The sequence below is a fragment of the Segatella hominis genome, from assembly GCF_019249725.2.
GTDB lineage: Bacteria > Bacteroidota > Bacteroidia > Bacteroidales > Bacteroidaceae > Prevotella.
The window spans coordinates 2,656,370-2,679,455 of the sequence record NZ_CP137559.1 but is presented as its reverse complement, the minus strand read 5'-3'; the positions used below and the strand labels follow the sequence as shown (position 1 = coordinate 2,679,455).

18 protein-coding genes are annotated in these 23,086 nt (G+C 44.2%); 6 read left to right on the top strand and 12 right to left on the bottom strand.

The genetic code is table 11. The features are described 5' to 3' along the window. Position 1 precedes the first annotated feature (1 nt). The 5 genes from KUA50_RS10940 to KUA50_RS10920 all read right to left on the bottom strand — a co-directional run bounded on the left by KUA50_RS10940 (position 2) and on the right by KUA50_RS10920 (position 9,079). Positions 2–3,874 carry a hypothetical protein gene (locus KUA50_RS10940; RefSeq protein ID WP_218456125.1) on the bottom strand — a complete coding sequence of 1,291 codons (3,873 nt, stop codon included), beginning with the start codon at positions 3,872–3,874 and terminating at the stop codon, positions 2–4. Between the two features lie 6 nt (positions 3,875–3,880). Then, positions 3,881–5,536: a hypothetical protein gene (locus KUA50_RS10935; protein WP_218456126.1), complete on the bottom strand. Its 1,656-nt coding sequence runs from the start codon at positions 5,534–5,536 to the stop codon at positions 3,881–3,883. A 58-nt stretch (positions 5,537–5,594) separates the two neighbouring features. Next, positions 5,595–5,942 (bottom strand): hypothetical protein, encoded by a 348-nt coding sequence (locus KUA50_RS10930; protein WP_022109918.1) that lies wholly within the window; start codon positions 5,940–5,942, stop codon positions 5,595–5,597. A gap of 131 nt (positions 5,943–6,073) precedes the next feature. Beyond that, the gene (locus KUA50_RS10925) at positions 6,074–7,516 is read right to left on the bottom strand and encodes a hypothetical protein (protein WP_218456127.1); all 1,443 of its coding nucleotides are present in this window, start codon (positions 7,514–7,516) and stop codon (positions 6,074–6,076) included. Positions 7,517–7,636: 120 nt separating this feature from the next. Continuing rightward, positions 7,637–9,079, bottom strand: a complete 1,443-nt coding sequence (locus KUA50_RS10920; RefSeq protein ID WP_218456128.1) for a sigma-54-dependent transcriptional regulator — start codon at positions 9,077–9,079, stop codon at positions 7,637–7,639. A gap of 213 nt (positions 9,080–9,292) precedes the next feature. On the opposite strand from KUA50_RS10920, the gene KUA50_RS10915 reads away from it, so the two are divergent. Continuing rightward, positions 9,293–10,009 carry a NigD-like protein gene (locus KUA50_RS10915; RefSeq protein ID WP_218456129.1) on the top strand — a complete coding sequence of 239 codons (717 nt, stop codon included), beginning with the start codon at positions 9,293–9,295 and terminating at the stop codon, positions 10,007–10,009. Between the two features lie 90 nt (positions 10,010–10,099). On the opposite strand, the gene KUA50_RS10910 is transcribed toward KUA50_RS10915, so the two are convergent. Further along, on the bottom strand, positions 10,100–11,041 hold the full coding sequence (locus KUA50_RS10910; protein WP_218456130.1) for an RsiV family protein: 942 nt from the start codon (positions 11,039–11,041) through the stop codon (positions 10,100–10,102). A gap of 226 nt (positions 11,042–11,267) precedes the next feature. On the opposite strand from KUA50_RS10910, the gene KUA50_RS10905 reads away from it, so the two are divergent. The 3 genes from KUA50_RS10905 (at position 11,268) to KUA50_RS10895 (ending at position 13,766) form a co-directional block, all read left to right on the top strand. Beyond that, positions 11,268–11,816 carry a serine O-acetyltransferase gene (locus tag KUA50_RS10905; protein ID WP_218456131.1) on the top strand — a complete coding sequence of 183 codons (549 nt, stop codon included), beginning with the start codon at positions 11,268–11,270 and terminating at the stop codon, positions 11,814–11,816. Between the two features lie 18 nt (positions 11,817–11,834). Next, positions 11,835–12,551 (top strand): IspD/TarI family cytidylyltransferase, encoded by a 717-nt coding sequence (locus KUA50_RS10900; protein WP_218456132.1) that lies wholly within the window; start codon positions 11,835–11,837, stop codon positions 12,549–12,551. Between the two features lie 87 nt (positions 12,552–12,638). Beyond that, the gene (locus KUA50_RS10895) at positions 12,639–13,766 is read left to right on the top strand and encodes an NAD-dependent epimerase/dehydratase family protein (protein WP_218456133.1); all 1,128 of its coding nucleotides are present in this window, start codon (positions 12,639–12,641) and stop codon (positions 13,764–13,766) included. A 29-nt stretch (positions 13,767–13,795) separates the two neighbouring features. Here KUA50_RS10895 and KUA50_RS10890 read toward each other — a convergent pair whose 3' ends face one another. Further along, positions 13,796–14,677: a LicD family protein gene (locus KUA50_RS10890; RefSeq protein WP_218456134.1), complete on the bottom strand. Its 882-nt coding sequence runs from the start codon at positions 14,675–14,677 to the stop codon at positions 13,796–13,798. Between the two features lie 85 nt (positions 14,678–14,762). Here KUA50_RS10890 and KUA50_RS10885 point away from each other — a divergent pair, with 85 nt between their 5' ends. Next, entirely contained in the window at positions 14,763–16,211 is a 1,449-nt protein-coding gene (locus KUA50_RS10885) for a lipopolysaccharide biosynthesis protein (protein WP_218456135.1), read from the top strand. Positions 16,212–16,263: 52 nt separating this feature from the next. On the opposite strand, the gene KUA50_RS10880 is transcribed toward KUA50_RS10885, so the two are convergent. Together KUA50_RS10880 and KUA50_RS10875 are read right to left on the bottom strand one after the other, a co-directional pair. After that, entirely contained in the window at positions 16,264–17,328 is a 1,065-nt protein-coding gene (locus tag KUA50_RS10880) for a glycosyltransferase family 2 protein (protein ID WP_218456136.1), read from the bottom strand. A 62-nt stretch (positions 17,329–17,390) separates the two neighbouring features. Beyond that, positions 17,391–18,731 carry a DUF6080 domain-containing protein gene (locus KUA50_RS10875; RefSeq protein WP_218456137.1) on the bottom strand — a complete coding sequence of 447 codons (1,341 nt, stop codon included), beginning with the start codon at positions 18,729–18,731 and terminating at the stop codon, positions 17,391–17,393. 359 nt (positions 18,732–19,090) lie between these two features. Here KUA50_RS10875 and KUA50_RS10870 point away from each other — a divergent pair, with 359 nt between their 5' ends. Next, positions 19,091–19,939, top strand: a complete 849-nt coding sequence (locus tag KUA50_RS10870) for a beta-1,6-N-acetylglucosaminyltransferase (protein ID WP_218456138.1) — start codon at positions 19,091–19,093, stop codon at positions 19,937–19,939. Between the two features lie 138 nt (positions 19,940–20,077). Here KUA50_RS10870 and KUA50_RS10865 read toward each other — a convergent pair whose 3' ends face one another. The 3 genes from KUA50_RS10865 to KUA50_RS10855 are packed head-to-tail and all read right to left on the bottom strand — an operon-like array spanning position 20,078 to position 22,934. Further along, positions 20,078–21,574 carry a DUF6080 domain-containing protein gene (locus KUA50_RS10865; RefSeq protein ID WP_218456139.1) on the bottom strand — a complete coding sequence of 499 codons (1,497 nt, stop codon included), beginning with the start codon at positions 21,572–21,574 and terminating at the stop codon, positions 20,078–20,080. A 9-nt stretch (positions 21,575–21,583) separates the two neighbouring features. Further along, on the bottom strand, positions 21,584–22,027 hold the full coding sequence (locus KUA50_RS10860; protein ID WP_022110344.1) for a GtrA family protein: 444 nt from the start codon (positions 22,025–22,027) through the stop codon (positions 21,584–21,586). A 49-nt stretch (positions 22,028–22,076) separates the two neighbouring features. Further along, a complete protein-coding gene (locus KUA50_RS10855; RefSeq protein WP_118117032.1) occupies positions 22,077–22,934 on the bottom strand; it encodes an enoyl-ACP reductase in 858 nt (285 codons plus the stop codon). Between the last annotated feature and the right edge of the window lie 152 nt (positions 22,935–23,086).

Genomic DNA, 23,086 nt, shown 5'->3' with positions numbered 1-23,086 from the left:
GTTAGTCTTGCCCCATATTTCCCAACAGGAAGTCCTCATAGAATTTGAGTCCTTCTAATATTAATATAGGTGACACGAAGTCGAACTCCTCAGCCCGTTTGGCATGCAGAAACTCTGGACGCTCCTTGATGAAACTGAGCAGTCCCATGTTCTGGAGTGCATCCTGTACTTGGTTCGGGTTCATGCGCAGACCGAAATATTGCTGGGTAATCTGCAAGAACAGTCCGAGGAAATCCTGGAATCGAGGACCGGCGGATGAACTGCCATAGAACTTGTCTCCTAAGCACGACATCATGTCTGCCGTAATACTGTTGTCGGCATCCAATGAAAGCACTTGCCCGAGTTTGTTCTCGATGGTGAATCCTTCTTCTCCGATGACTTCTATTGGTTGGCAATCCTTAGGGCGCATGAGCGTGGTTGACTCCATCGCCAATCCCTTGGAAACTTCAAACTTAACATCGTTGGAAATGCTCTTAGGGAAGGCAATCTCCAGGGCAGAGATGAACGAGGCTGCATCTTGCTGACCCAAGCCTTTGACAAACATGGCCTGATAGAATTGCGTAGCCAGGTCGTTATTGGTGGCAACGCCCAACCATTCCATGATTCTTGCGCCTTTTCCGGCAAAAGTGATGAGTACCTTCGGTTTCTTATCGCCTGTCCATCTGCACTCGGTAGAGTTTCTCACCTGCTTGATGAGCTTGCGGGTCAGGAGTCCAGCATAGTAGGTAATCAGGCCCGTGACATAAATATCTGCGCAGAGCAGTTCGCTACAGTCTGAGCTGATCTTCTTGTAGAAGAACGGGAGCTGAGCGGCATTCAGTCTGTCCACCATCTGTTCGAAATAGTAGCTTGCCGTATCAGGACTGTACCTGTTGGCTCCCAAGTTGAGACCTTGTATTCTCAATCCGAATTCCTCGCAGGTGCTGAGCAGAACCCGCTTGAAGTTTGGGCAATAGCGAGTTGCTTCACCCACCAGCTGAGCAGCGAAGTGGATGGAGTTCTGCTTGATCATGGTCAGGCGCGAGCCTTCTGGTGTATTCAGTTGGCACAGGGCAGAAATGTCACTTGTACTTCCGCCAATGTCGAAACAGACGGTGAGCGCATCTCTGTCATCTGCCTTTACATTGAGATAATTGGCAACGGCACAGGCCTCTGTCATACTCTGAAAATCATTCTCATCTACCATCTTGATCGGGTTGAAGGAGAATGTTTTTGTATCATCGTCTTTTTCCAGAACGATTTCGTGCTTCTTGCTGGTTTCTGACAGAATGTTCTGATTGTTTTCCAGGAAAGCATTGTTGGAGAAGTCTTGCTGTGGAACTGAAGCTTCTCCCAGGAAGCTGTTTCCTCCGAGTCCTTCGATATTTCCCAAACCGTTTCCTGCAATTCCTCCAATATTTCCCAAACCGTTCAAGCCTCCTAATGGGTTTCCGACATTTCCCAAGGTCTGGTTTGTGCCATCTGTCGCCTGATAGGCAGAATTGTTTGTCTGCAGATTATATCCGAAGGTGGAAACCTTCAGCTGGTATTGCGGATCCGTGATGACTGGCTTATGCTGGCATACATCATTCAGAGGATTGACGGTTGGCAATGAGCTCCAGATGGTGTTGTAGTTGCGCAACAGGCTTTCGCTCATGGATGATGGGTACGACCATTTCAGTTTCTTCGGGAACAGGTCTTTTACGAACAGTTCGGCATAGACCTGAAGCAGCAGGGAGCGCAGGAATGCTTTCTTGTAAGCAATGTTGCGTTCGTCATCATCCCATTTCATATTATAGCTCTGCTCTATCAATCCGCATTCTGCCGTCTGTAATTTGATGATTCGAGGCGTAGGGGCTATTGGAGCCAATGGCAGGTTGAGACTGAAACAAGGGAATCCGCCCTTCACTTCTTTCTCAAACTTGGAAATATCCTGGCTCTCATTCGTATCTTTTGCTACGCGTCTGGAATCGTGGAGCGTTAATGTACTCTTGATGGCATTGGACAACAATGGGTTAGACTGGAAGAAGAACAGATGGTTCTCATTGGCAGCCTTGTCGTCATTGTCTTCGCCAGCCCGCAACAGAGAGATTCTTCTGTTGGTGAACTGGATTCCCTTGGCCTGTTGGTCAAGCGGGTCGAGATAGGCGATGGATGTATTGGTGCTTCCAAAGTCAATGCCCAATGTAGTGCCGCGGAGGGAATTGTCCTGAATGCCCATTTTGTCTTGTGCAATATACGGAATTTCCGTAGTGGTCGTATATCTGATGAGCAGATAGCCCGATTCTTCGCCACCTGGCACTTGCAGTCTGATGCCCTTGAAAGGACGGTTGAATTCATAGATTTCGTATTTGTAGGGATTGTCGGCAGTGGCACTGTCGGCTACAATATGCAGGGATGATTCCGTCTGTTCCCATTCTTCGCCCACAAAAGGTGTAGCCTGGAAAGGATAATCTTTCAGGTTGATGTTGTGTGGCAATTCTGAATAGAGGAAGTATCGGTGCCATTTCGGGGAGATGAAATTTGGCCAGATGATGAGGTCTTTGCCGTCGATTTCTCCTCCGCATGTGTAGGTGGCTTTCATTTCCTTGGTCTTACCGTCGTTGAGTTCCAGGTGCAGGGTTACTTCCAGATTGTTCTTCTCTGCATCCGGATCAAAGACTGCAGTCAACCTGGATGGTATATTGGCTCTGGAGGTGGTGGATTCTACCAGTGCTCCGATGTTTTTTCCGAATGCCTTGATGCCTAATTCGCTGAGTGGAAGTGCAAAATATGCTTTTTCTTTCGGCTCATTCTTCTTGTTGGCTACCAATACGTGAATAGGGAATTTACTTGGCTCGTGCTTGAAAGGACCTTTGAAAATCAGTCTGGCTACTTTGGCTGTATCCGACAACAGTAATTCCTTCGGATTACAAAGTACGCTATTCTCCTGGGATGATGCATATAATACACCATCCAAGGCATAGAGTTCGTCCTTGTAGTTGAAGGCACGATCGAATGGGCGGTGGAAGATATTGATAGGTGGAACACTGGCGGTTTCCAACTTGAAGTTTTTCTTCTCGGCGTAGTCCTGTATTTCCTTTCTCCATGCGATGAGATTGCTGAGCAGGTTGTCATATTTGGGTGCTAAACTGCTATCAAGATGAGCATAGTATGCTGCCAAACCATTAATGCCTGTCTTCCCATCGTTGTTGATTCCTTCTATCAGATAATCTACATAGGCATAGAGTTGTAATGTCTGGGTGTTTTCCAAATCACAAGTTTCCAGCGGGTCCTTGAACTTTCCGGTCTTGAAATCCACCCATGGGCGGTTTTCTGTTTCCTTGATTTTATATGAACAGGCCGTGAAGAGCAGGCTTTCTGGTGAAGTAGCGCCAACCACCTGTCCATCATACTTGATGATTTCGATGAAAGGAATGCCTCGATGCAGTTCGTCAGTATCCTCCTCTCTCAAGCACCATAGCGGTTTGCGATGGAAGAGCATGTTGCCGAAGGTTCCTTTAGGCTCATAGAGATTGGCCGTGGAAAGAATGTCCTTGCCGTCGGAATAGGATAATTCCACAACCTCGGTCTTGATTCTGCTATAGTCGAGGGCTATGCAGGCAAGAAAACCGCGCCATTCAGAGGAAAGCATCTTGTAGAAAGCATTCATGTTGAGGTCAATGTTTTCTTTCGTTCTTCCGTATGATTGTAATGCCGACTTGAAGAGGTTGGCGCGTGCGTATGCGGTAGGAATGCCTGATACTTGGGCACTGATATCTGAGTCCTGATCTATGGCAGGGGTGATGATGTCGGCAGTGAACTGTTCGATCATTCCCGAGAGATCTTGCCAGCAGCCTACGGTACTGGTAGGTATGGAGGCTGTCTTAACCTTGATGACTAATGGTGTACTCATAAACGATTATTTTATCTCGTTGAAGTTCTGGTTGATGGTGATGGCATTGTGGATGTGGGCAAGGAATTTCTCCTTGGTGGTCTGTACGTTCTGCTCAGTCGTAGGCTTCGTCTTTTCTTCGCCTATGTTCTTGATGAGCACATCCACACTGTTGTCTTTCTTGCTGAAGATGCCTGACAGTTTGCTCCAGTTGTGCTTCTCGTCCTCAAACAGATGTCCACAACTGATATTCTTCATCTCTTTCTGCTGTTCTCTGAAGGCTTCATCTACGAAAATGAATCTGCCCGGAACGGACTCCTTAATCTGATAAATCCAACCCTTCTGCATATTGCCTTCTATGCCAAAATGATAGCCGAAGTAGTCTCTGAAATACTCGTCCAGATTCTTGGCCTGGTTGTTGGTGATGCTGTCGTAGTCGTGAATGTTCTGCTGGGCAAATCGGTTGAGAAGCCCCTTCGTTCCTGAGCCTTCTGCATCTGTCCAGGCTGCATCATATTGGGAGAGAATGATATGGGCAAGTGAGAAGAGCGAACCGAGTTTGCTCTCGAAGAGATTTCCATTGTTGATGAAATCTGTACCATGCAGATAGACTTGTCCATCTTTCTCCTCAAAAGAGCGGTAGAGGTATTTGGCCGACTCATTGTTGAGTTCTTCTGCTGGCAAGTGGAAGAAATCGTATGCGGCACAGGCGCACATCAGTTCTACTACATGACATGCGTTCTTTTGTGCTCTTCCTCCCGTAATGGTCTTGCCTTGATTGCCCACGTAGAGCGGTGGAAAAGGCCAACCGATATGATAGAAGCGCTTGTAGGTGCTTCTGACGGTAGGGTCTGCCTGATAGAACTGCAGGGCAGCCTGACAGTTGAGGGCAAAATTATTGGAGTCGGCGATTACCTTGTCTTCATCCTTCTGCAGACTGTCTGGAGCCGTGAAGGTGAAGTAGTCGGTCAGGAGGGTAGAACCGAATTTTACCATGTTAGCGTCCAAAGTCTTGGTGCCATCAGAAAGTATATTGATAGCATCTCTCAGCGCTACGGGAATGACAGGTATAGATGAGGCTCCTGTGCCTCCGAAGATAGAACCGAAAACGAAAACACGGGCTGAACTTTGTTCTGACAGGAGTGAATCGAGAAAATTCCTGAGATCTTTTTCTGCATTGGATGCACTCTCGCCATTTCTGGAAATGTTGCGTGCGGCTTCGATGATGCCATGATACATGAGCAGAGAACCGAGGTGGGTCTGGGCACGATAACCGTGAGACAACTCGAAACTCTGTACGGAATCATCATCAAAGAAGAGGTCTGTCAAATCGGTGTTTTCTTCTTTGTGAAGTCCGCTGTTTACACCAGAAAGAATCTTATAGGTCTTTCTGTTGCCTTCTCCATATACGGTATAAAAGCGATATAGATTTATCTTTGCCGAGAAGAAGGTTTTGGCATTCGGATTACCTCCGTTGACTTGGTTGGCATCATCCGACTTGATCTTGTTGTACAGATCGATGAGTGCTTCTACCCGGTCTTTATTTCCATTGCTCTGGTCTGTATCCAAGGTGAGGATATCTATGGTCTTGTTGTCAAACATACCCATGGCACAGAGATGTACGAAAGATTCCAAGCATCTCATGCCAGTTCCGCCAATGGCTATTATAAATATTTTATTCATAGGGCTTCATTGTTTTGTTGATAGGGGCTTCATTTCTTTGTTTCCTTCAGCGTTTCTCTTAGAACCAACTGGATAGTTTTCCGTGTGGAAAACTTTTGCTGAGGATAAAGCCGCATACGATGTAAGCTATGCAAAAGAGTCCTGAAGATATGGCCATGGCAGCAAGATAAGCATCTCTTCTGGAAGGAATTCTAATGTCTGTATAGGCTCCGAAATAACAGATAGTCATGATGGCTATCGGACAGAGAATGGCTAAAATCCAGAACCAGATTCTTCTCTTTCTTTTATCTTGGGGATTAATTCCGGCCTCATATCGGATTCCGTTGGCAATGGCGATGGCCAATATGATGCTGACCACGAAGGTAATTGCGCCTATCATGTAGGCAGAAGCAACTGTTGCGTTCATTATTCTTGAGTTTTTTAATTTTCTAATCTTTATTTTTTATGATGATTTTAAATCTAAAATATGATGAAGACACTAAATCTTTTATTATAGTCAATCATGTCTTTGATAAAATCTATCATATCTTGGTAAAACTATAATGCTTTGGCAAAATAGGTGTAGATAACCGTTCCCACAGGGTTCAACTCTTGCAGGGTATTCCGGATGGCATCTCGGAGATTATTATTGGCTCCCCATGAGAAAAGCTGATCCAAACGGGCAGAAAGGTTGGGCTGACTTTCTGCTATGGTTACGTCAATGCGGAGAAGGTCTCCTTGCTCGCCCCCAATGATGTTTCCTTTAAATTGAGGTGAGAAGATGATGCCTATCTCTGCCTTCTTGCCATTACTTTGAGCCATGCTTTGGGCAAATAAGTCTTGATCCAGTATCAGCAAGTCTTTGATTTCCGTAGGTTTTGACTGATTCTCTTTGTAGTCAAATTCTGCGAGAATCTTTCCATTCTCATCATAATAGGAGGCTGATTTCTCTTTGTCGGCAAGAACCTTCTGATATAAGGCGTATTGTTGGAAATCTTCTTCTACATCGGTCACTTTTACTGCAAGTTTCTTGATGATGTAAGAATCCTGATTGCTGAAGTCGAAGAAAAGGTTTCGGAATAATGCCGTATATCTTGGATTAAATCCAGCCTGCTTGGCTTCTTCTGAGTTCTTCAGCGCATCTTCCCAACTTACGCCTAACGGATAATATTCCAAGCGGGCTCCCTGACCGTAATTGGTGTAGGCTGTCTCACTTCCGTCCTCCATGACGCCTGTTACGAGGTCTTCGCCTGTTTCTGCATCATGATAGTTGCCGCCCTGTGAAGCGGAAGGGTAGGATGTGGAGACGGAATAAGCATCTGTGGAGAGATGAAATTCCTGATAACCGGTAATGCCCACTGCGGATTCCTTGATCTTGTTGAGGAACTGGTGGCTCTTGTTGTCAAACACGATGAAATACAAGTGATAAGGAATATTTCTTTCGCCGATGAAATCGAAGACAAAGAAGGTGATGTCGTTACCTTGTTTCAGCCAATTGGTGAAATAACGGGTAGCGAAACTCTGATGCTGGACTTGTCTGTCTGGGGTAAATTCCTCGAAATCTGTAACTAATAGACTGCTTTTTCCGTCTCTTACTATCTTGTCGAGTGTCTTTTCGATAGGAGCCATTTGCTGGACATACGAACCGGTGTCCATGATTTTGTTGTATAGCTTGGTCTGTTTCAGCTTCAAGGGAGTAATCTTGTCGTCTGCAAGCGAGAATACCTGGCAAGAATCATTACTGGTAAGTTTCTGAACAGTAGCATTCAGAAAACTGGCAGCGTCTTTGTTCTTATATGCGAGTACTACACCATCAGAGAGGTCAAAGTAAGCAGAAGTATGATTGCCGGCATTCTTTAAAGTGATGTCCTTGTCAAAATACTGCTTTATCTGTTGTGGCATGCTGGTTTCATCGGAGCTTCCACAAGATGTGAAACTTGAACTTGTCAAGAGCATCATGGCTGCAAATAACAAGTTTTTTATGTTGAATATATTCATCATAATAAGGTATGTTTATGTCTTTTGTGCAAAAATAACCAAAAAAAATAGACATGCCAAATTATTCCTCGCAAACTTGGTTTGCGAGGCTTTGTTTTTTATTTCTTTAACGCATAAGATAGGTTACAACCCGTATTTCTTGAGTTTGTTATAGAGAGTTTTCCTGTCTATAGCAAGCAGTTGCGCAGCTTTGCTTTTGTTGCCGCCTGCTGTTTTTATGGCTGCTTCTATGCGTTGCAGTTCTGTCTGTTCATCATGCAAGGTGATAGGGGCTTGTGGCTGAATCTGACTCATGCATTGTTCGAGTTCATTCACGCTGATATAGTCACCCTTGGCAAGCAGGGTGGCACGTTTCATCACGTTGTTGAGTTCTCGCAGGTTACCAGGCCAGTTGTAGGATGCAATTCTTTCCTTGGCTTTCCCGTCCAGTCCCAATATCTGGCGTCCCAACTCTTTGTTGGCCTTTTTTATAAAGAGGTCTGCAAAGAGGAAGAGGTCTGTTCCGCGGTCTTTCAACTCAGGCATATAGATCGTAAACTCATTGACGCGATGGTAAAGGTCTTCACGGAAATTGCCTTCAGCCACTCGTTGGGCAAGATTTTCATTGGTTGCACATACGAGTCGGATGTCGATGTCTATTTCCTTGGTGCTTCCCAAAGGACGGATCTTCCGTTCCTGAAGAGCACGGAGCAACTGTACCTGCACCTCGTAGTTCAGGTTTCCCATTTCATCCAGGAAGAGTGTGCCGCCATTAGCCATTTCAAAAGCGCCCTTCTTGTCTTGATCAGCACCGGTAAAGGCTCCCTTTGTGTATCCGAAAAATTCTGATGCAGCTACGTCTTTCGGAATGGCTCCACAGTCGAGCGCAAAGAATGGTTTTCCTGCCCGTTGGCTCAGATCGTGGATGCGGTGAGCCACATATTCCTTACCAGTTCCGCTGGCTCCGAGGATGAGGACAGACATAGGAGTAGGGGCAACAAGCGAAACAAAATCGTACAGTTTTCTGGAAGCCTCGCTTTCTCCCTCCAGATATTTCGGAACATCCTGATTATTAGAGGTCTCTGAGGAAACCCCAGCCGAAGAACGGTTAGTCTGGCTCTTTGTTCTTTGTGAAACAGAAGAAGCGCTTTCATCTTCAGCAGATGAAGAATCTTGGCGTCTGACTCCTCGTTCTTCGCTCTTACCATCATTTTGTGCTTGTTTACCTGCTTTCAATGCCTCCTGAATCTTCTCTAATAAGATGTCTGGATGGAAAGGTTTGGCAACATAATCAGTAGCGCCCGATTTCATGGCGAGAACAGCATTCTGAACTTCTGCATAGCTGGTCATGACGATGAAAGGAATGGAGTAATCGTTTTTTTTGAGCCATTGCAGAAGAGTGAGCCCATCATGATCCGGGAGTCTGAGGTCGGACAAGACCAAGTCCCAGTGACTGTTGTCTTCAAAAAAATGCAATGCCGCTTTCACCGAAGTCGCTCTTTCAACCTCGAATCCCTTTTTTCTGAGCCATGTCTGTATCATGGTTCCGAAAGCTAAATCGTCTTCTACTATCAATATTTTAGCCATGCTGTTACAATCTTTTTCTCTTCCGGAGTGCAGCTCCTTATGATGTTGGAGTGCTATTCCTTATTATATTGGTACTGTTTTGAATTGCAAATATACAGAAATAAAATGTATCTGACTACCCTTTTAACTTTCTTTTGCGTATTATGACGCAAGATTTACCAAACATTTGGTTTATAAGACAGATACGAGAAAAATTAATGAAATAAAAGTAATATGAAAAAGTTTAAGAAATGGGCTCTTGTAGCAATAGGAATGATGACGCTTGCCGTCTCTTTGGGTTCCTGCTCGGACGATGATAATGATTACTATTTGAGAACCGTTCCGAATGCTCTTGTTACGGTGAAGGTGACTGGAGATAGATGTTATTTTCAATTGGATGATCAGACAACATTGGCTCCTGGCAATATCAGTAAGAAACCTTTTGGGGATAAAGAGGTTCGTGCACTGGTCAACTATACGATGACCGACCGTAAAGATGATAAGTATGGAGCGGTGGTCAACGTCAACTGGATAGACAGTATTCTGACGAAGAAACCCGTGCCTTGTCTTGCTACTCCTGAGGAGAATGATGCCAAGTATGGGCATGATGCAGTAGATATTGTGCGTGATTGGGTGACGGTTGTAGAGGATGGTTATCTTACGCTGCGTTTCCGCGCCCTTTGGGGGAATGTAAAACCGCACTCTATCAATCTGATAGCTCATGTAAATCCTCAGAATCCATACGAGGTAGAGCTTCGTCATCATACGAATGGTGACCCTCAGTTGCGCTGGGGAGATGCTTTGGTGGCTTTCGATTTAAATGATGTTTTGCCGGATACTCAAGGTAAAAAGGTGAAACTTACTGTTAAGTGGAAATCTACTGTGGGCGATAAGACTGTAGATTTTGATTATTGTTCCCGCAAGTCGATGACGGCGGAAAACAATAACTGATGATATTTTATATATTGTGTATGAGGAAAGGAAGAGGGGCACGACCGTCATCATGATGGTTGCGCCCCTCGATTTTTTCTTTGCCTAATTTTATTTGAGTAATTTCAGGGCTTCTGCTGTCAGATACGGCTTGATTTTATCTAAAGGAACTGTAAAGGAGACTAATCCCATAGCATAAGGTCCTATTTCATATTGCTGATAGATAAAGTGTACTCCGTCTTTTGCCAGATATGGGGAGGAAGAAGGCAAAGGAATGATTCCGTTTTCTATAAACAGATAGTCGTTGAGCTGAGCATCTGTTATTTGTTCTTCATTTTCATTCTGTCCTTCGTTTCCTGTCTTTTCTTCATTTGCTGTTTGACTTTCATCCCCACTCTGTTGGTTCAAGTAACTTAATACTCCCTTGCGCAAAATCGGCTGTAAGTCCTTTACCCTGGCCGTATCTACCACCTGACTCAGTTTCTTACCCGTAGCCTTTACGATATTGAATGAGCGTTCGAAGGTAGAGCCATGAGCACCGGCAAGATAGGCATACGAAAGGCAATGATAAGTAACATAACTGTCCGTTTCTGCTTCCTTATTCAGCCTGATGTCGTAGCTCATATTTGCATTGGCACGTGGGTCGGCTTCCTTGAGGTCTTTCATCTGACTTTTCAGATAGGCAAAATTATCCTTGCAGTATTTTTCAATCACCAAATTCCCGTTGGCAAGATCGCCCTTGTAGCTTTCCTGCTTTTCTATCTCATCTCCATTCATGCTGCCAAGATACAGATTGGCTAATTCTTCGTTGAGGATAGCTCTGATACTCTTTGAAAGCTCATTGGGCTCAGTTGGGTAATCAACGCTGATGGCGCATTGTACTATTTTGCCTTCTTGCAGGATGCAACTGTCTGTATTGACCACGAGCGTATCAGCAGCCCGTGCTTCCTTGATATCGTTAGCAGCCTGTGCCTTTGTCGAACTGGCTTTGCATCCCATCATGATGCTGGCTACTAAGGCAAGTGTTATGAGTGATAAATGTTGCTTTTTCATCTGAATTCTGTTTTTAGTTGAAATATCGAGGGTAAAGGTAAGCTATTTCTTTGATAATTGTATCTTCTGTTCACATTTTTTAGAAAATAAAGTCTGAACTTGCCCATGTTTTTGTATTTCTACCAAGAACTTGCTCCATTTTGTGCTTGTAAATGCATATTTTGCAGTTAATAATTTTGCATTTTACAAGAATTATGTTACCTTTGCGCTTAAGTTTAGATTAGAAATGAATCCAATAACGCAAACCATCATCCTGTCGGCATCTGCGGTGAGAATGCTTCCGCACATTGCCTTGTATCTGCTTCATAAGAAGGAGATAGATGCCGATTTGTGCCAAGTGCAGGACAAGAAGCCTTCTGTCTTGAATTTTATCAAGGCGTGTACACGTGAACGCTCTTTTCGCAATCTTTTTTACTACCGCTTGGGCGAATACCGCTCGGTATTTATCTCTTGGCTCTTGCCTCCAGAGCGAACATTGAATATCTGGTGTCCTCGCATCGGAGAGGGTGCTCATCTGGAACATGCTTATGCTACGTATCTCAATGCAGAGGCTATCGGCAAAAATTTCTATTGTCTGCAGATGGTGACGTTGGGCAATGGGAAGGGCGGAAGACCTATCATTGGAGATGATGTGAAAATCTATACGGGAGCTACGGTTTTTGGAGGTATTCATATTGGTAATCAGGTGACTATTGGAGCTGGAGCCGTAGTTTTCCAGGATGTGCCTGATGGTTGTACGGTTGTGGGAAATCCAGCAAGAATAGTTGAAAAATAATATAAAAATATAGAAGTTATGAATTATGCACTTATCATAGCAGGAGGTTCTGGTAACAGAATGGGTCAGGACATTCCTAAGCAGTTTATGCATGTGGATAATTGTCCGATTATTATCCATACGCTGATGGCTTTCCAAAAACATCCTGATATTCAGGGTATTGCCGTGGTATGTCTGGCTGGTTGGGAAACGGTTTTGCAGTCTTATGCCAACCAGTTTAATATTACCAAGCTGAAATGGATTTTCCCTGGTGGTAATAATGGTCAGGAATCCATTCATAATGGTATTTATGGCCTGAAAGAGGCTGGATGCTGTGATGATGACCTGGTATTGGTACATGATGCGGTTCGTCCGCTACTTTCGCAGGATATTATCTCTTCCAATATCGCTATCTGTCAGAAATATGGATATGCAATAACCGGCATCAAGTGTCGTGAGGCTATCTTAGAGAGTGAGGATGGATTTACATCGACTACAAGTATTCCACGTGACAAGTTGATCCGTACTCAGACTCCTCAAACCTTCCGCTTGGGCAATCTGATTGCTGCACATGAGGAGGCAATGGCGAAAGGCATTACCAATTCTGTGGCTTCCTGTACCTTGATGGCAGAACTTGGTGGCAGACAAATGCATGTTGTTCCTGGTTCTGAGAAGAATATCAAGATTACAACCATAGAAGACCTCGAAATCTTGAAGGCTTTGATGAAGGTTCAGCCTGAATCTTGGTTGAAGTAGATTTTATGGGATGTTGTAGATTCAATGGGTTGATACGGATTTAATGTCAGTAGATTTAATAGATTAAAAAATGTAAACAAATAGTTTATGGTAGAACATTCATCTTTTTCTGGCCATTCTCCTAATTCAGATTATTCTCCTTATAATCATGATATAAGGAGACTCTTTTCTGACGGATTGAATCTGGAGCGCCTTCGTGGTTCCCGTATTTTGGTTATTGGAGCTACGGGGTTGATAGGAAGTTGCATTGTGGATGTTCTGATGCAAAATCCGGATAAATGCTATCAGGTTATTGCTTCAGGACGTAATCGCAATCGGGCAAAACAGAAGTTTGCTGCCTATTGGGAGGATGATTGTTTCTCCTTCATTGAGATGGATGTGACGCAGACGGTGCAGGAAAACCTGGAAGGAAAGACCAATGAAAAAGCTTGCAGTTACTTATTGGAAAGGGTGGATTATATCATTGATGCTGCCAGTAATGCCAGCCCTAATTTCTTCAAACTGAAACCTGTGGAGGTTATGAAGGCCAATATCAATGGAGTCTCTCATCTGATGGAATATGGACTGGAACATGGTATGCGTAGGATGGTGTATGTTTCTTCTGGCGAAATTTACGGTGAGGGTGATGGCTCTGAATTTACTGAGATGAGCAGCGGATATGTGGATTGTGCCTCTGTTCGTGCCTGTTATCCTTCATCTAAACGTGCTGCTGAAACTCTGTGCATGTCTTATGTCGAAGAATATCATGCAGATGTGGTTATTGCCCGTTTGAGCCATACTTACGGTCCTGGATTTACCGAAAGTGACAACCGTGTATTTGCTCAATTCATCAGAAATGTATTGAGAGGAGAGGATATTGTTCTGAAAAGTAAGGGTGAGGCATTTCGCTCCTGGCTCTATGTTGTGGATGCTGCTCATGCTATTTTGCGTCTTCTGATGGATGGAGAGAAAGGAAATGCCTACAATGTGGCACACTCGGAGTCCAATATCTCCATTCGTCAATTGGCAGAGTTGATTGCAGGAAAGGCGCATCGTAAGGTCGTATTTGATATTCCCGAGGATGCTTTGCAGGGCAATACGACTCCTATTACCAAGGCTACGTTTAATACAGATAAACTGAAAGCTTTGGGCTGGAAACCCTTGTTTGATGTAGAACAGGGTTTTGAGCATACTTTGGCGGAGTGTTCTGCTGGCAGTCATCCTTCTTCTAATTAGTGAGATGGTGTCATAAGTCCAAGTCCCCCTTACTCTTTTGCTGAAAGTTTCTTTTTGATTTCGTCCCAGCTTTCTCTCTTTTCCATATTGAGATAATAGCGCAGGTGTTTTTCCACCCGTTGTTCTACAGGAGGGAACTGCATGTAGTCTCCAAAGAAATGGCGCAGGTATCTATCGGCTTCCTCTGGTAACAGTACTGTGGTGTCCTCGAAAGGAAACTCCTTACCCTTGCCAAGCCAGGCTTTCGGGAAGATTTCCTTATAATGATACGAACCGGTGTTGACCAGTACATTTTTTGCCGTATCGAAATCATAGCGATGACTCATCTCGTCCATTTGGCTGATTAGACGGTGGCGCAATCGGCTTCTGAAGAAAAACGCTAAGGTCTTGATGGCAAAACGTCCCCAGGTTTCCTTGTGAAGGAGCAGGGAAAGGTATTCTCCGAAAGTGTTGTGGGTAGTGACTGCGTTCAGGCGGTTGATGGTTTTGGAGTACTTGCGATACAAGGCTTTTGCTGTCTCCAGATCATCATCCGTAGCATCCAATGGGAAAATATCCACATAGAGTCCGATGATGCAAGGACGTTCTTTCTCCTCGATGAGAGTGGTTTCCCGATTGACAAGTTTGGAGAAGTAGAGCGGGTAGGATTCATTATTATAAGGAGTCACAACCTCATATTTGCCAAAATCTTCTTTCTTGGCAATCTCTAATAATCGGTCGTAATCCGGGCGCGGCATCAGTACATCAATGTCATCGTCCCACGGAATCATTCCATGATGGCGTGCAGCTCCGATGGCAGTACCAGCGCAGCAATAATATCTGAGGTTGTGAGTCTTGCAGATTTCCATGAATGCCTTCAATATGTCGAGAATCGTGGCATTCCATTCCTTTTTGATGCTTTTTATCTCCATGTTTTTTGTATTTATGGTTGCAAAAGTAAGCAAAAAGTTTTGAACTTCAAACTATTTGTGCTACTTTTGCAATAAAAAAGAAAAAATGGCAGAAACATTGAAGGAAAAGACAGCCAAGGGATTGTTTTGGGGAGCTATGAACAGTGGTTCCACGCAGATACTGAATATTCTTTTCGGAATATTCCTGGCCCGATTGCTTACTCCAGCCGATTATGGAATCATCGGCATTCTTACCATCTTTACTCTCATTGCTGGTAATTTGCAGAGCAGTGGCTTTACGCAAGCCCTTGTCAACATCAAGCAACCTACCCACAATGACTACAATTCCGTATTCTGGTTTAATGTGCTCGTAAGTCTCACCATGTATGTGGTGTTGTTTTTCTGTGCGCCATTGATTGCTGATTTCTTTCATCAGCCTTGTCTTACCTCCCTATCCCGTTTTGTCTTTTTAAGTTTCTTCATCTCCTCCTTCGGTATTGCCCAGAATGGCTATATGATGAAAAACATGATGAACAAGGAAATTACCATTGTGAATTTCATGGCACTGATCTGTTCTAATATTGTAGGTCTGGTGCTGGCTTTCAATCAAATGGCTTATTGGAGTCTTGCCTGGCAACAGGTGATTTTTATCCTTGTGCTGAATATCGGAAGATATTATTATACGGGCTGGCGACCTAATTTCCAGATAGATTTCGGACCTGTCAGGAAGATGTTCGGATTCAGTGTCAAACTTCTGGTTACCAATATCATCAATACGGTGAGTACCAATGTGCTTACTTTTGTCTTCGGCCGTTTTTATCCTATCAATGATGTAGGCAACTATTCTCAGGCCTATAATTGGGATACGAAGGCCAACTCGTTTGTGGCCAATACGGTGGGACAGATTGCACAACCTGTACTTTCTTCTATTCGTGATGATCAGAACAGAGAAATGATGGTGTTTCGCAAGATGCTACGTTTTACTGCATTCCTTTCTTTCCCGTTGATGTTTGGTCTTACTTTGGTTTCTCGGGAATTCATCCTCATCACGATTCATGAGAAATGGATAGCTAGTGTGCCTCTGCTGCAGATTCTCTGCATAAGCGGAGCTTTTATGCCAGTTTATACGCTTTACCAGAATCTTGCCATCAGCCGTGGCAGGTCGGATGTCTATATGTGGTGCAATCTGGGGCAGGTCATCGGTTTGTTAGCTTTGGTGCTTTTCTGCCATCAGTATGGCATTCAGATGATGGTTGTTGCCTATACCTTATTTATTATAGGTTGGCTGGTAGTGTGGCAGGCAATGATTAAGCGCATTACGGGTTTGAGATTTCTGGATGTTGCCAAGGATATTTTGCCTTTTATGCTTTGTGCGGCATTCACTATGGGAGTAACCTACCTGCTTACCCGTTGGCTGGAGAACATCTATCTCCTGCTCCTGGTTCGTCTGGTAATTTCTGCTGCCATCTATTTCTGCATCATGAAGTTGCTGAAAGTGCAGATTTTAGAAGAATGTCTGGCATTTGCGAAAGGTAAATTCCGCAAGAAATCATAATTTGAATTTCCTGCGGAATCTATTTCCTGATTGTCTGGTATTTCTGTAAATCCTATTTCGTTCCCAACAATCTTCTGTATGAGAGATAGAGGAGATTGACGCAGTTTGCCGGAATACCCCATTTGATGAGTTGGATGACGAGCCGGATAATGTGACTGTGGGGGATATAGTTCAAGCTTTTATCTACTTGAGCCAGACTGACCTTGGCATTTCTTGCCCAGCGGTAAGCATTTACTACACCGATGTCAATGGCTCTCCGGTAAGTGTTTGCCGTGTCATATTTCTCAAAGAAATCTATCAGATGTCTGGTGGATTTGAAATACGAAAGAAGATTCTTCTCGGATATGTTGTGATTGTAGGAATTGATATTATCTGTACGATAATAATAGACTACATCATTGATGCAGACCTTATGGTTTCCATTTTTTTTGCTTCCAACTTTATTCTTTCCAACTTCTCTTGTCTGTGGGCTTGCGTAGTTTGCAGTCCTCTTGTCCTGAATGGAATGATAGAGAAATTGGGCATTCCAGAAGAGATCTTCCGCATAGTTGATTCCTTCTTCAAAGAAGATTTCATGTTCCATGATCATCTGTCGTCTGTAGAGTCTTCCCCATAACCGGTTTGTGATGATGTTCTGGCAGATGAGCATTTTGAGGAACACCTCTCCATTTTCAGTAAAAGGTCTTTGAGGTTCTGAGGCCTTTCCGCTGTTCCATTCACAGTAGCTTCCGTCTATCAGGTCAGCCTGTCCTTGCGTATTTTCCGTCAGACCTGTCTGTCCCTTTGTTTTTTCTATCAGTTTTTCCACTGCATTTTCAGGCAGGAAGTCGTCACTATCTACAAACATGATGTAGTCGCCGTGTGCAGCCATGAGTGCGTTTTGTCTTGCCGCTCCCACGCCCCTATTTTTCTCATGATGGATGATGCGTATCTGCGAAGCCCTTTCTGGATATTCTTGGATGAGAGATTCCAGAATGGAGATACTGCGGTCGGGCGTACAGTCGTCCACAAATATGTATTCGATTTGTGCATACGACTGCCCGAACAATGAGCGGGCACATTGTTCGATATATTTTTCTACTCCATAGACAGGAGTCAGGATACTGACCGTTAGCATACGCTTTTCTTCTTTTTGAATATTGATATTATCTTCTTTTTTTCCTGATTCACTTCTACTTTCTATCTTGTAAGATAGTCGAAAATCAGTGTACTGTTGTAGAAGAATAGGAAGATGGCTAAGATTGCCAATGCCGGGCGCAAGAACTTGGTATATTTTTCCTTGCCTTGCTTGAGAATATATCCGATGGCAATAGGGATGATGAAAGCCCAGTGGGCTGCCATGATGTAAACTTCATTCAGTCCGAATCCCATTACCAGATGGATGAAAGCATCGCAGAGCACCCAAGAACCAGTGAGCCACAGGAATGGGGAACGTCTGCCCAACCATAGACCCGTAATCAGTAGGGCTACGATTGCCAGTTCTATTATATAAGGTATAGGAGTCTGGTATTTAACGAATATCGGTCTATGACTATGAATATCCTCCAGCAGATGTTCCTTGTGCAGCATCAGCGATTCGCCGAATACATTTTCTATCAGTGATTCAGAGCGGGAAACCGACATGTCTGCCCATTTCAGCATGCCTTTCTGCTGAATGTTCTTGCCGGCAATTTCCTTATCATGAGCCTCTTTCTGTGCCATTTTTGCTCTGAAAGTACTGTCCTTGGCAGCCTTTTTCTGTACCAGGCGCAAACCTTCCTGACGGTTGGGAATAATGAAGGCGCGGTTCTGATAAATTCCTGCAGCTCCTATCAGCAGTGTAGGCAGGATAATTCCTAACGCCAGATATTTCGGACGGAAGAGTTTCTTGCCGTTGGTGAAAAGGGCGGCAAGGAAGGTTTTGGCTCCATTGCTGAGTGTGATTCCTGCCGTAAAGAAGAAAAGAAGGGCGCATTGCCACCAGGGCATTCCTTGGTGCTGCTGTTGCTGGCGACCTGCCAGATAAAGCGTCATCGACAGGAAAAAGAGTGACATTCCGAAGTGATCATCTACGAAAGTAACCAGCAGAACGTAGGCGAAGGAAAAGAGCAGGAATGTGAGCAGATTACTGTCGGCAGCCTTCAGTTGCATGATCTCCCTGAAAATCCTTCGTATGAAAATCGTGGAATAGGTGCCCAGGAAAGTCATCATCACAGCCACGATGGTAGTGGCGCAATTCCTGGAAGTCAGTTCCATCAGCCATTCATTAAGCATCGTCAAAGGATAGAGAAAGAAGGGAAGCATCGGATGCCTGTATTCCGTATAATACACTTTCCATTTGGAGAGTGTGAGATAAGTATATGGGTCGAACCCCGATACCTGGAAATTTTTGGTAAAGATGGTCCAGTAACCTACATTTCCATTCTTGCTGAAATCTGCATAGTGGTAGGTTACCATCAGCACGTTGAAGGCAACAATGAGCAGGAAGGCTACGAGCGCAAAGAGCCTTTCTTCTTTCTTAATCTTGAATATATTGTTCATCCTTGAATATTATTGTTTATTCTTGAATATGTTTTTTGTTGAAACGATTTCTTTATCTTGCAAAAGTAATTGTTTTTTTTGAATATTCAAAATGATAGGTTTTATTTTGTGTGATTTTATGTAAAAAACATGTTTTTGTTTTGTGTTCTCTCTGATTTAATGTATCTTTGCGATTGTATTGGTATCAGGCGCACTGTCAAGACTGGTTGTTATGTCATCGCGGATAGTAGTACTTACTTTGCTGATGCAGTAGCATATGGGAACATTTTTCAACCGTACAGTTAGAATTTATTTCTGGTTGATACCGTGTGTTTTTCTGAATAATAATATAGAATATGATGAAACATGCTTTTTTGATAATGGCTCACAATAACCTGGAAATTCTGCAGACGTTAGTTTCCATGTTGGATGATGAGCGCAACGATATTTTCCTGCATATTGATCTCAAGTCTAATATGCTCGCAAACCATCCTATGTCCACCTCCAAGGCTCGCCTTTTTGTTTTGGAACATCGGGTGGATGTGCGTTGGGGTAATCTCAGTCAAATTCGAACTGAATATGCTTTGCTTGAAGAGGCTTTGAAGCATGGATCATACGAGTATTATCATATTCTTAGCGGACAGGATTTGCCTATCAAAACGCAGGATGAAATCCACCAGTTCTTCCATGAGCACAGAGGCAAGGAGTTTGTGGGCATCAATCGTGGTGAAGAATTTGAATGGGATTGCCGCCGCAAGATGATGAGATGCTGGCTTCTTACTCGCTATACACGCACCAGATGGGGCTGGTTCAATGGAATTACCAGGCGCATCAATAAGTATCTTTCGCTCTGCCTGATGCCTTTTGTTCACCGCTCGAAAATGGATTTTGCCAAGGGAGCCAACTGGGTAAGTATCACACAGAAGTGTGCTGAGTATGTGGTCAGCCAGAAGGCGTTTGTACTCAGCCGATTCAATTTCACTTTCTGTCCCGATGAGTTCTTCCTGCAGACCTTAGTATGGAATCATCCGGAATTCAGACAGGCATTGTATTCTGAAACAGATGAATATGAGGGGTGTATGCGACTGATAGACTGGAAACGGGGCAATCCTTATGTCTGGACATCGGCAGATAAAGAAGAACTTCTGCATTCCAATCGTCTTTTCGCCCGCAAGTTTGACTTGAAAGATCGGGAAATCATAAAATGGGTAAAGGAAACTTTCAGTTGAGAGTTTCCTTTACCCATCTTTATTTTCTTTTTGGGGGATTCCTCGTCCCTTTTTCCTTTTTCTTCTTATTCTTTCCTTTTTTCTTAGGGCATTCTTGGAGCGATTCTTATTTGCCCCTTCATTTTTCGTTTCCCAGCCTTAACCTATCATATAATTAACCAGCAGATAGCCGTTGCTTATCCATAGATAGAGTGTGAGGGCGAGGAGCAATCCTCGGAGTCCCCATGTTTGCCAATTCCCGGAACGCCTTTTTCCAGACAGGTATCCATCTTTTTCCACATCTGCCTGATATCGGGTTCCTGCTTTTTCCACCAGAAAGCCGATAGCGATAGGGAGAGCATACATATAATGGGCTGTCATGATGTAAACCTCATTGATGCCGAATCCCAAACCGATGTGTAGAGCAAAATCGAAGAGGAAGAACATCATTGTGAGCCACAGAAAACGTGACTTCCTGCCAGCAATGAGTCCGAGGATAAACAGAATAACGATGATTCCTTCCACGACGTAGTTGACTGGCGATTTGTATTTTACGATGACTGGTCGGTCACGGAGAACATCGCCCAGCAGATGATCCTGATGCAGCATGATGGCTTCTCCGAAGAAGTTTTCCACCATGGTCTCACTCCTTGAAGTCGAGATGTCTGTCCAACTGCTGAATTCTCCCTTGGCAATCGGTTTTCCCTTGTTCTTGTTCCATATCTGCTTATGGTCTCTTACATATTTGTCGCGTGCTTTCTGTTTCACGATTTTCTTCACGGCAATAGCCACGTCAGCTGAATCTTTTACCTGGGCAGTATCCTTGTATTGCTGCATGAGCTTTTCTCGGGCTTCCTTGTCTTTCTTCATCTTGATTTCCTTGCGTGCCATTTCCTTAGGCCATACGAAGGTGCGGTATTCCCAACGTGCAAATCCCCAGATGACAGCCGAAGGCAGAATGACTCCTAAGAGGAAGTATTTGATGCGGAAGAAGTGCTTGCCATTGGTAAAGAGAGCGGCGAGGTATGTCTTCAGTCCGTTGTTGAGCGAAACTCCTGCCGTAAAGAGGAAGAGGAGAATCGTTTGCCAAATGGTGAGCTTTCTTCCCTTTTGGATGCAGACACCCGTGATGTAGAGCGTGGTGAGCAATATCATCATCGACATGATGAAATGGTCGGGCACTATCGCCGACACCATGACGTATGCAAACGAGAAGTAGAATGCTGAAAGCAGATTGGCATCCCAGCGCTCTGTACCAATCACTTCCCTGAATATTCTGTAGAGGAAGATGAAGGAGTAGAAAGCGCAGAATACGAGAATAGCTCCCACGATGTATTGCACGCAGTTATAGCCCGTCAGCATCATCAGTCCCTGGTTGATCTGGTTGGGAATGTACATGAAAAATGCCAGCAGTGGATGGCGATAGACATTATATTCCGTGTTCCACTGCGAAACTGCCGCATAGGTAAGTGGGTCAAAACCAGCTACATGGAAGGCCTTGACAAAGAGCTTGTGGTAGTTTTCCGAGAGTTGGGAAAACTGGTTGTTGTACCTGATGATGGTCAGCGCATTGAGGACGATGGAAACGAACAGCGCTATAATGGCCGACCATTTTTCCTCTCCCTTGATGCGGAAAATATCGAATACTTTTTTCATGAATAGCTATTATTTCTTGAGAAAGAATCTTACCAGTAGGAAGTTTACTGGTATGCAGATGCAGAGCGTAGGAATCATGGCCATCTGTTTAGCTAATCCCAAACCAACAAAGAGGTTGAGGAAGAGTGTCTGCATACTGTAGTTCACGATATGTGAGAAAGTGAAACCAGCCCCTCGCTTGGCATTGGCTTTCACTTTGAAGGTGTAGCGGGTGCTTGCAATGAAGTTGAAGATGAAACTGAGAATATAAGCCAGTGTGTTGGCAACAGTAGCCAGTGTGTGGTCGCTGTTTCCCAATGCTGGGATAAGGTTTGCCAGCAGCGGCATGGCTGCAAGATAAATGACGTATTGCAGGACGGTAGCAATACCACCCACGATTGCAAAACGGACGACCTCGCCAAGTTTTTGACGCTTGGCGAGGTCTATCTGGTTATATTTTTCCTTGATATTCATATACTAATGTCTATCGTACAGGATGAGTCTTGGGTCTGAAAGGTCTGGATTATCCGTAGATAACCTTACCGTTCTCGTCCTCATAAGGAGCCAGATCCTTGGCATACTGGTTCATGGCACGGAGGCTCATACCCATTGATGAGAAACCACCATCGTGGAAGAGGTTCTGCATGGTTACCTTGCGGGTGAAGTCAGAGAACATCATCACGCAGTAGTTAGCGCAATCCTCAGCTACGGCGTTTCCGAGAGGAGACATCTTATCAGCGAAGTCCATCATGTTCTCGATGTCCTTGATTCCCTTACCAGCTGTAGTAGCAGTAGGGCTCTGAGAGATGGTATTGATACGTACGTGCTTCTCGCGACCATAGATGTAACCGAAACTGCGGGCGATGCTTTCGAGCATGCTCTTAGCGTCAGCCATATCGTTGTAACCGAAGAAGGTACGCTGAGAAGCCACGTAGGTAAGGGCTACTACAGAACCCCACTCGTTGATGGCGTCGAGCTTCTTGGCTACCTGCAACATCTTGTGGAAAGAGATAGCAGAAATATCCAGAGTCTTATTCAGGAAATTGTAATCGAGATCATCGTAAGTACGGTGCTTGCGTACGTTAGGGCTCATAGCAACAGAGTGGAGCACGAAGTCGATTTTGCCACCGAGTTTCTCCTGAGCCTCAATGAATACTTTTTCCAAATCTTCAACGCTGGTCGCATCAGCTGCGATGATAGGGGCGTTGATTTGTTCAGCGAGCTTGTCGAGAGTACCCATGCGAAGGGCCATAGCTGTGTTACTGAGTGCGATAGTTGCACCTTCCTCAGCAGCCTTTTCGGCTACTTTCCAAGCGATAGATTCCTCATTGAGTGCACCGAAGATGATGCCACGCTTGCCTTTTAACAAATTGTGAGTCATTGTTATCTTAATACTTTTGTTTAATAATAACGGCTTTCCTTCTTATATATAATAAGGTATAAGACCGTCTGTCTTACCTTGCCGTTGAAATCGTGCGCAAAATTACGAAAAATGTGCAATATAAGCAAGCTTTTTCGATAAAAAGTGATGTA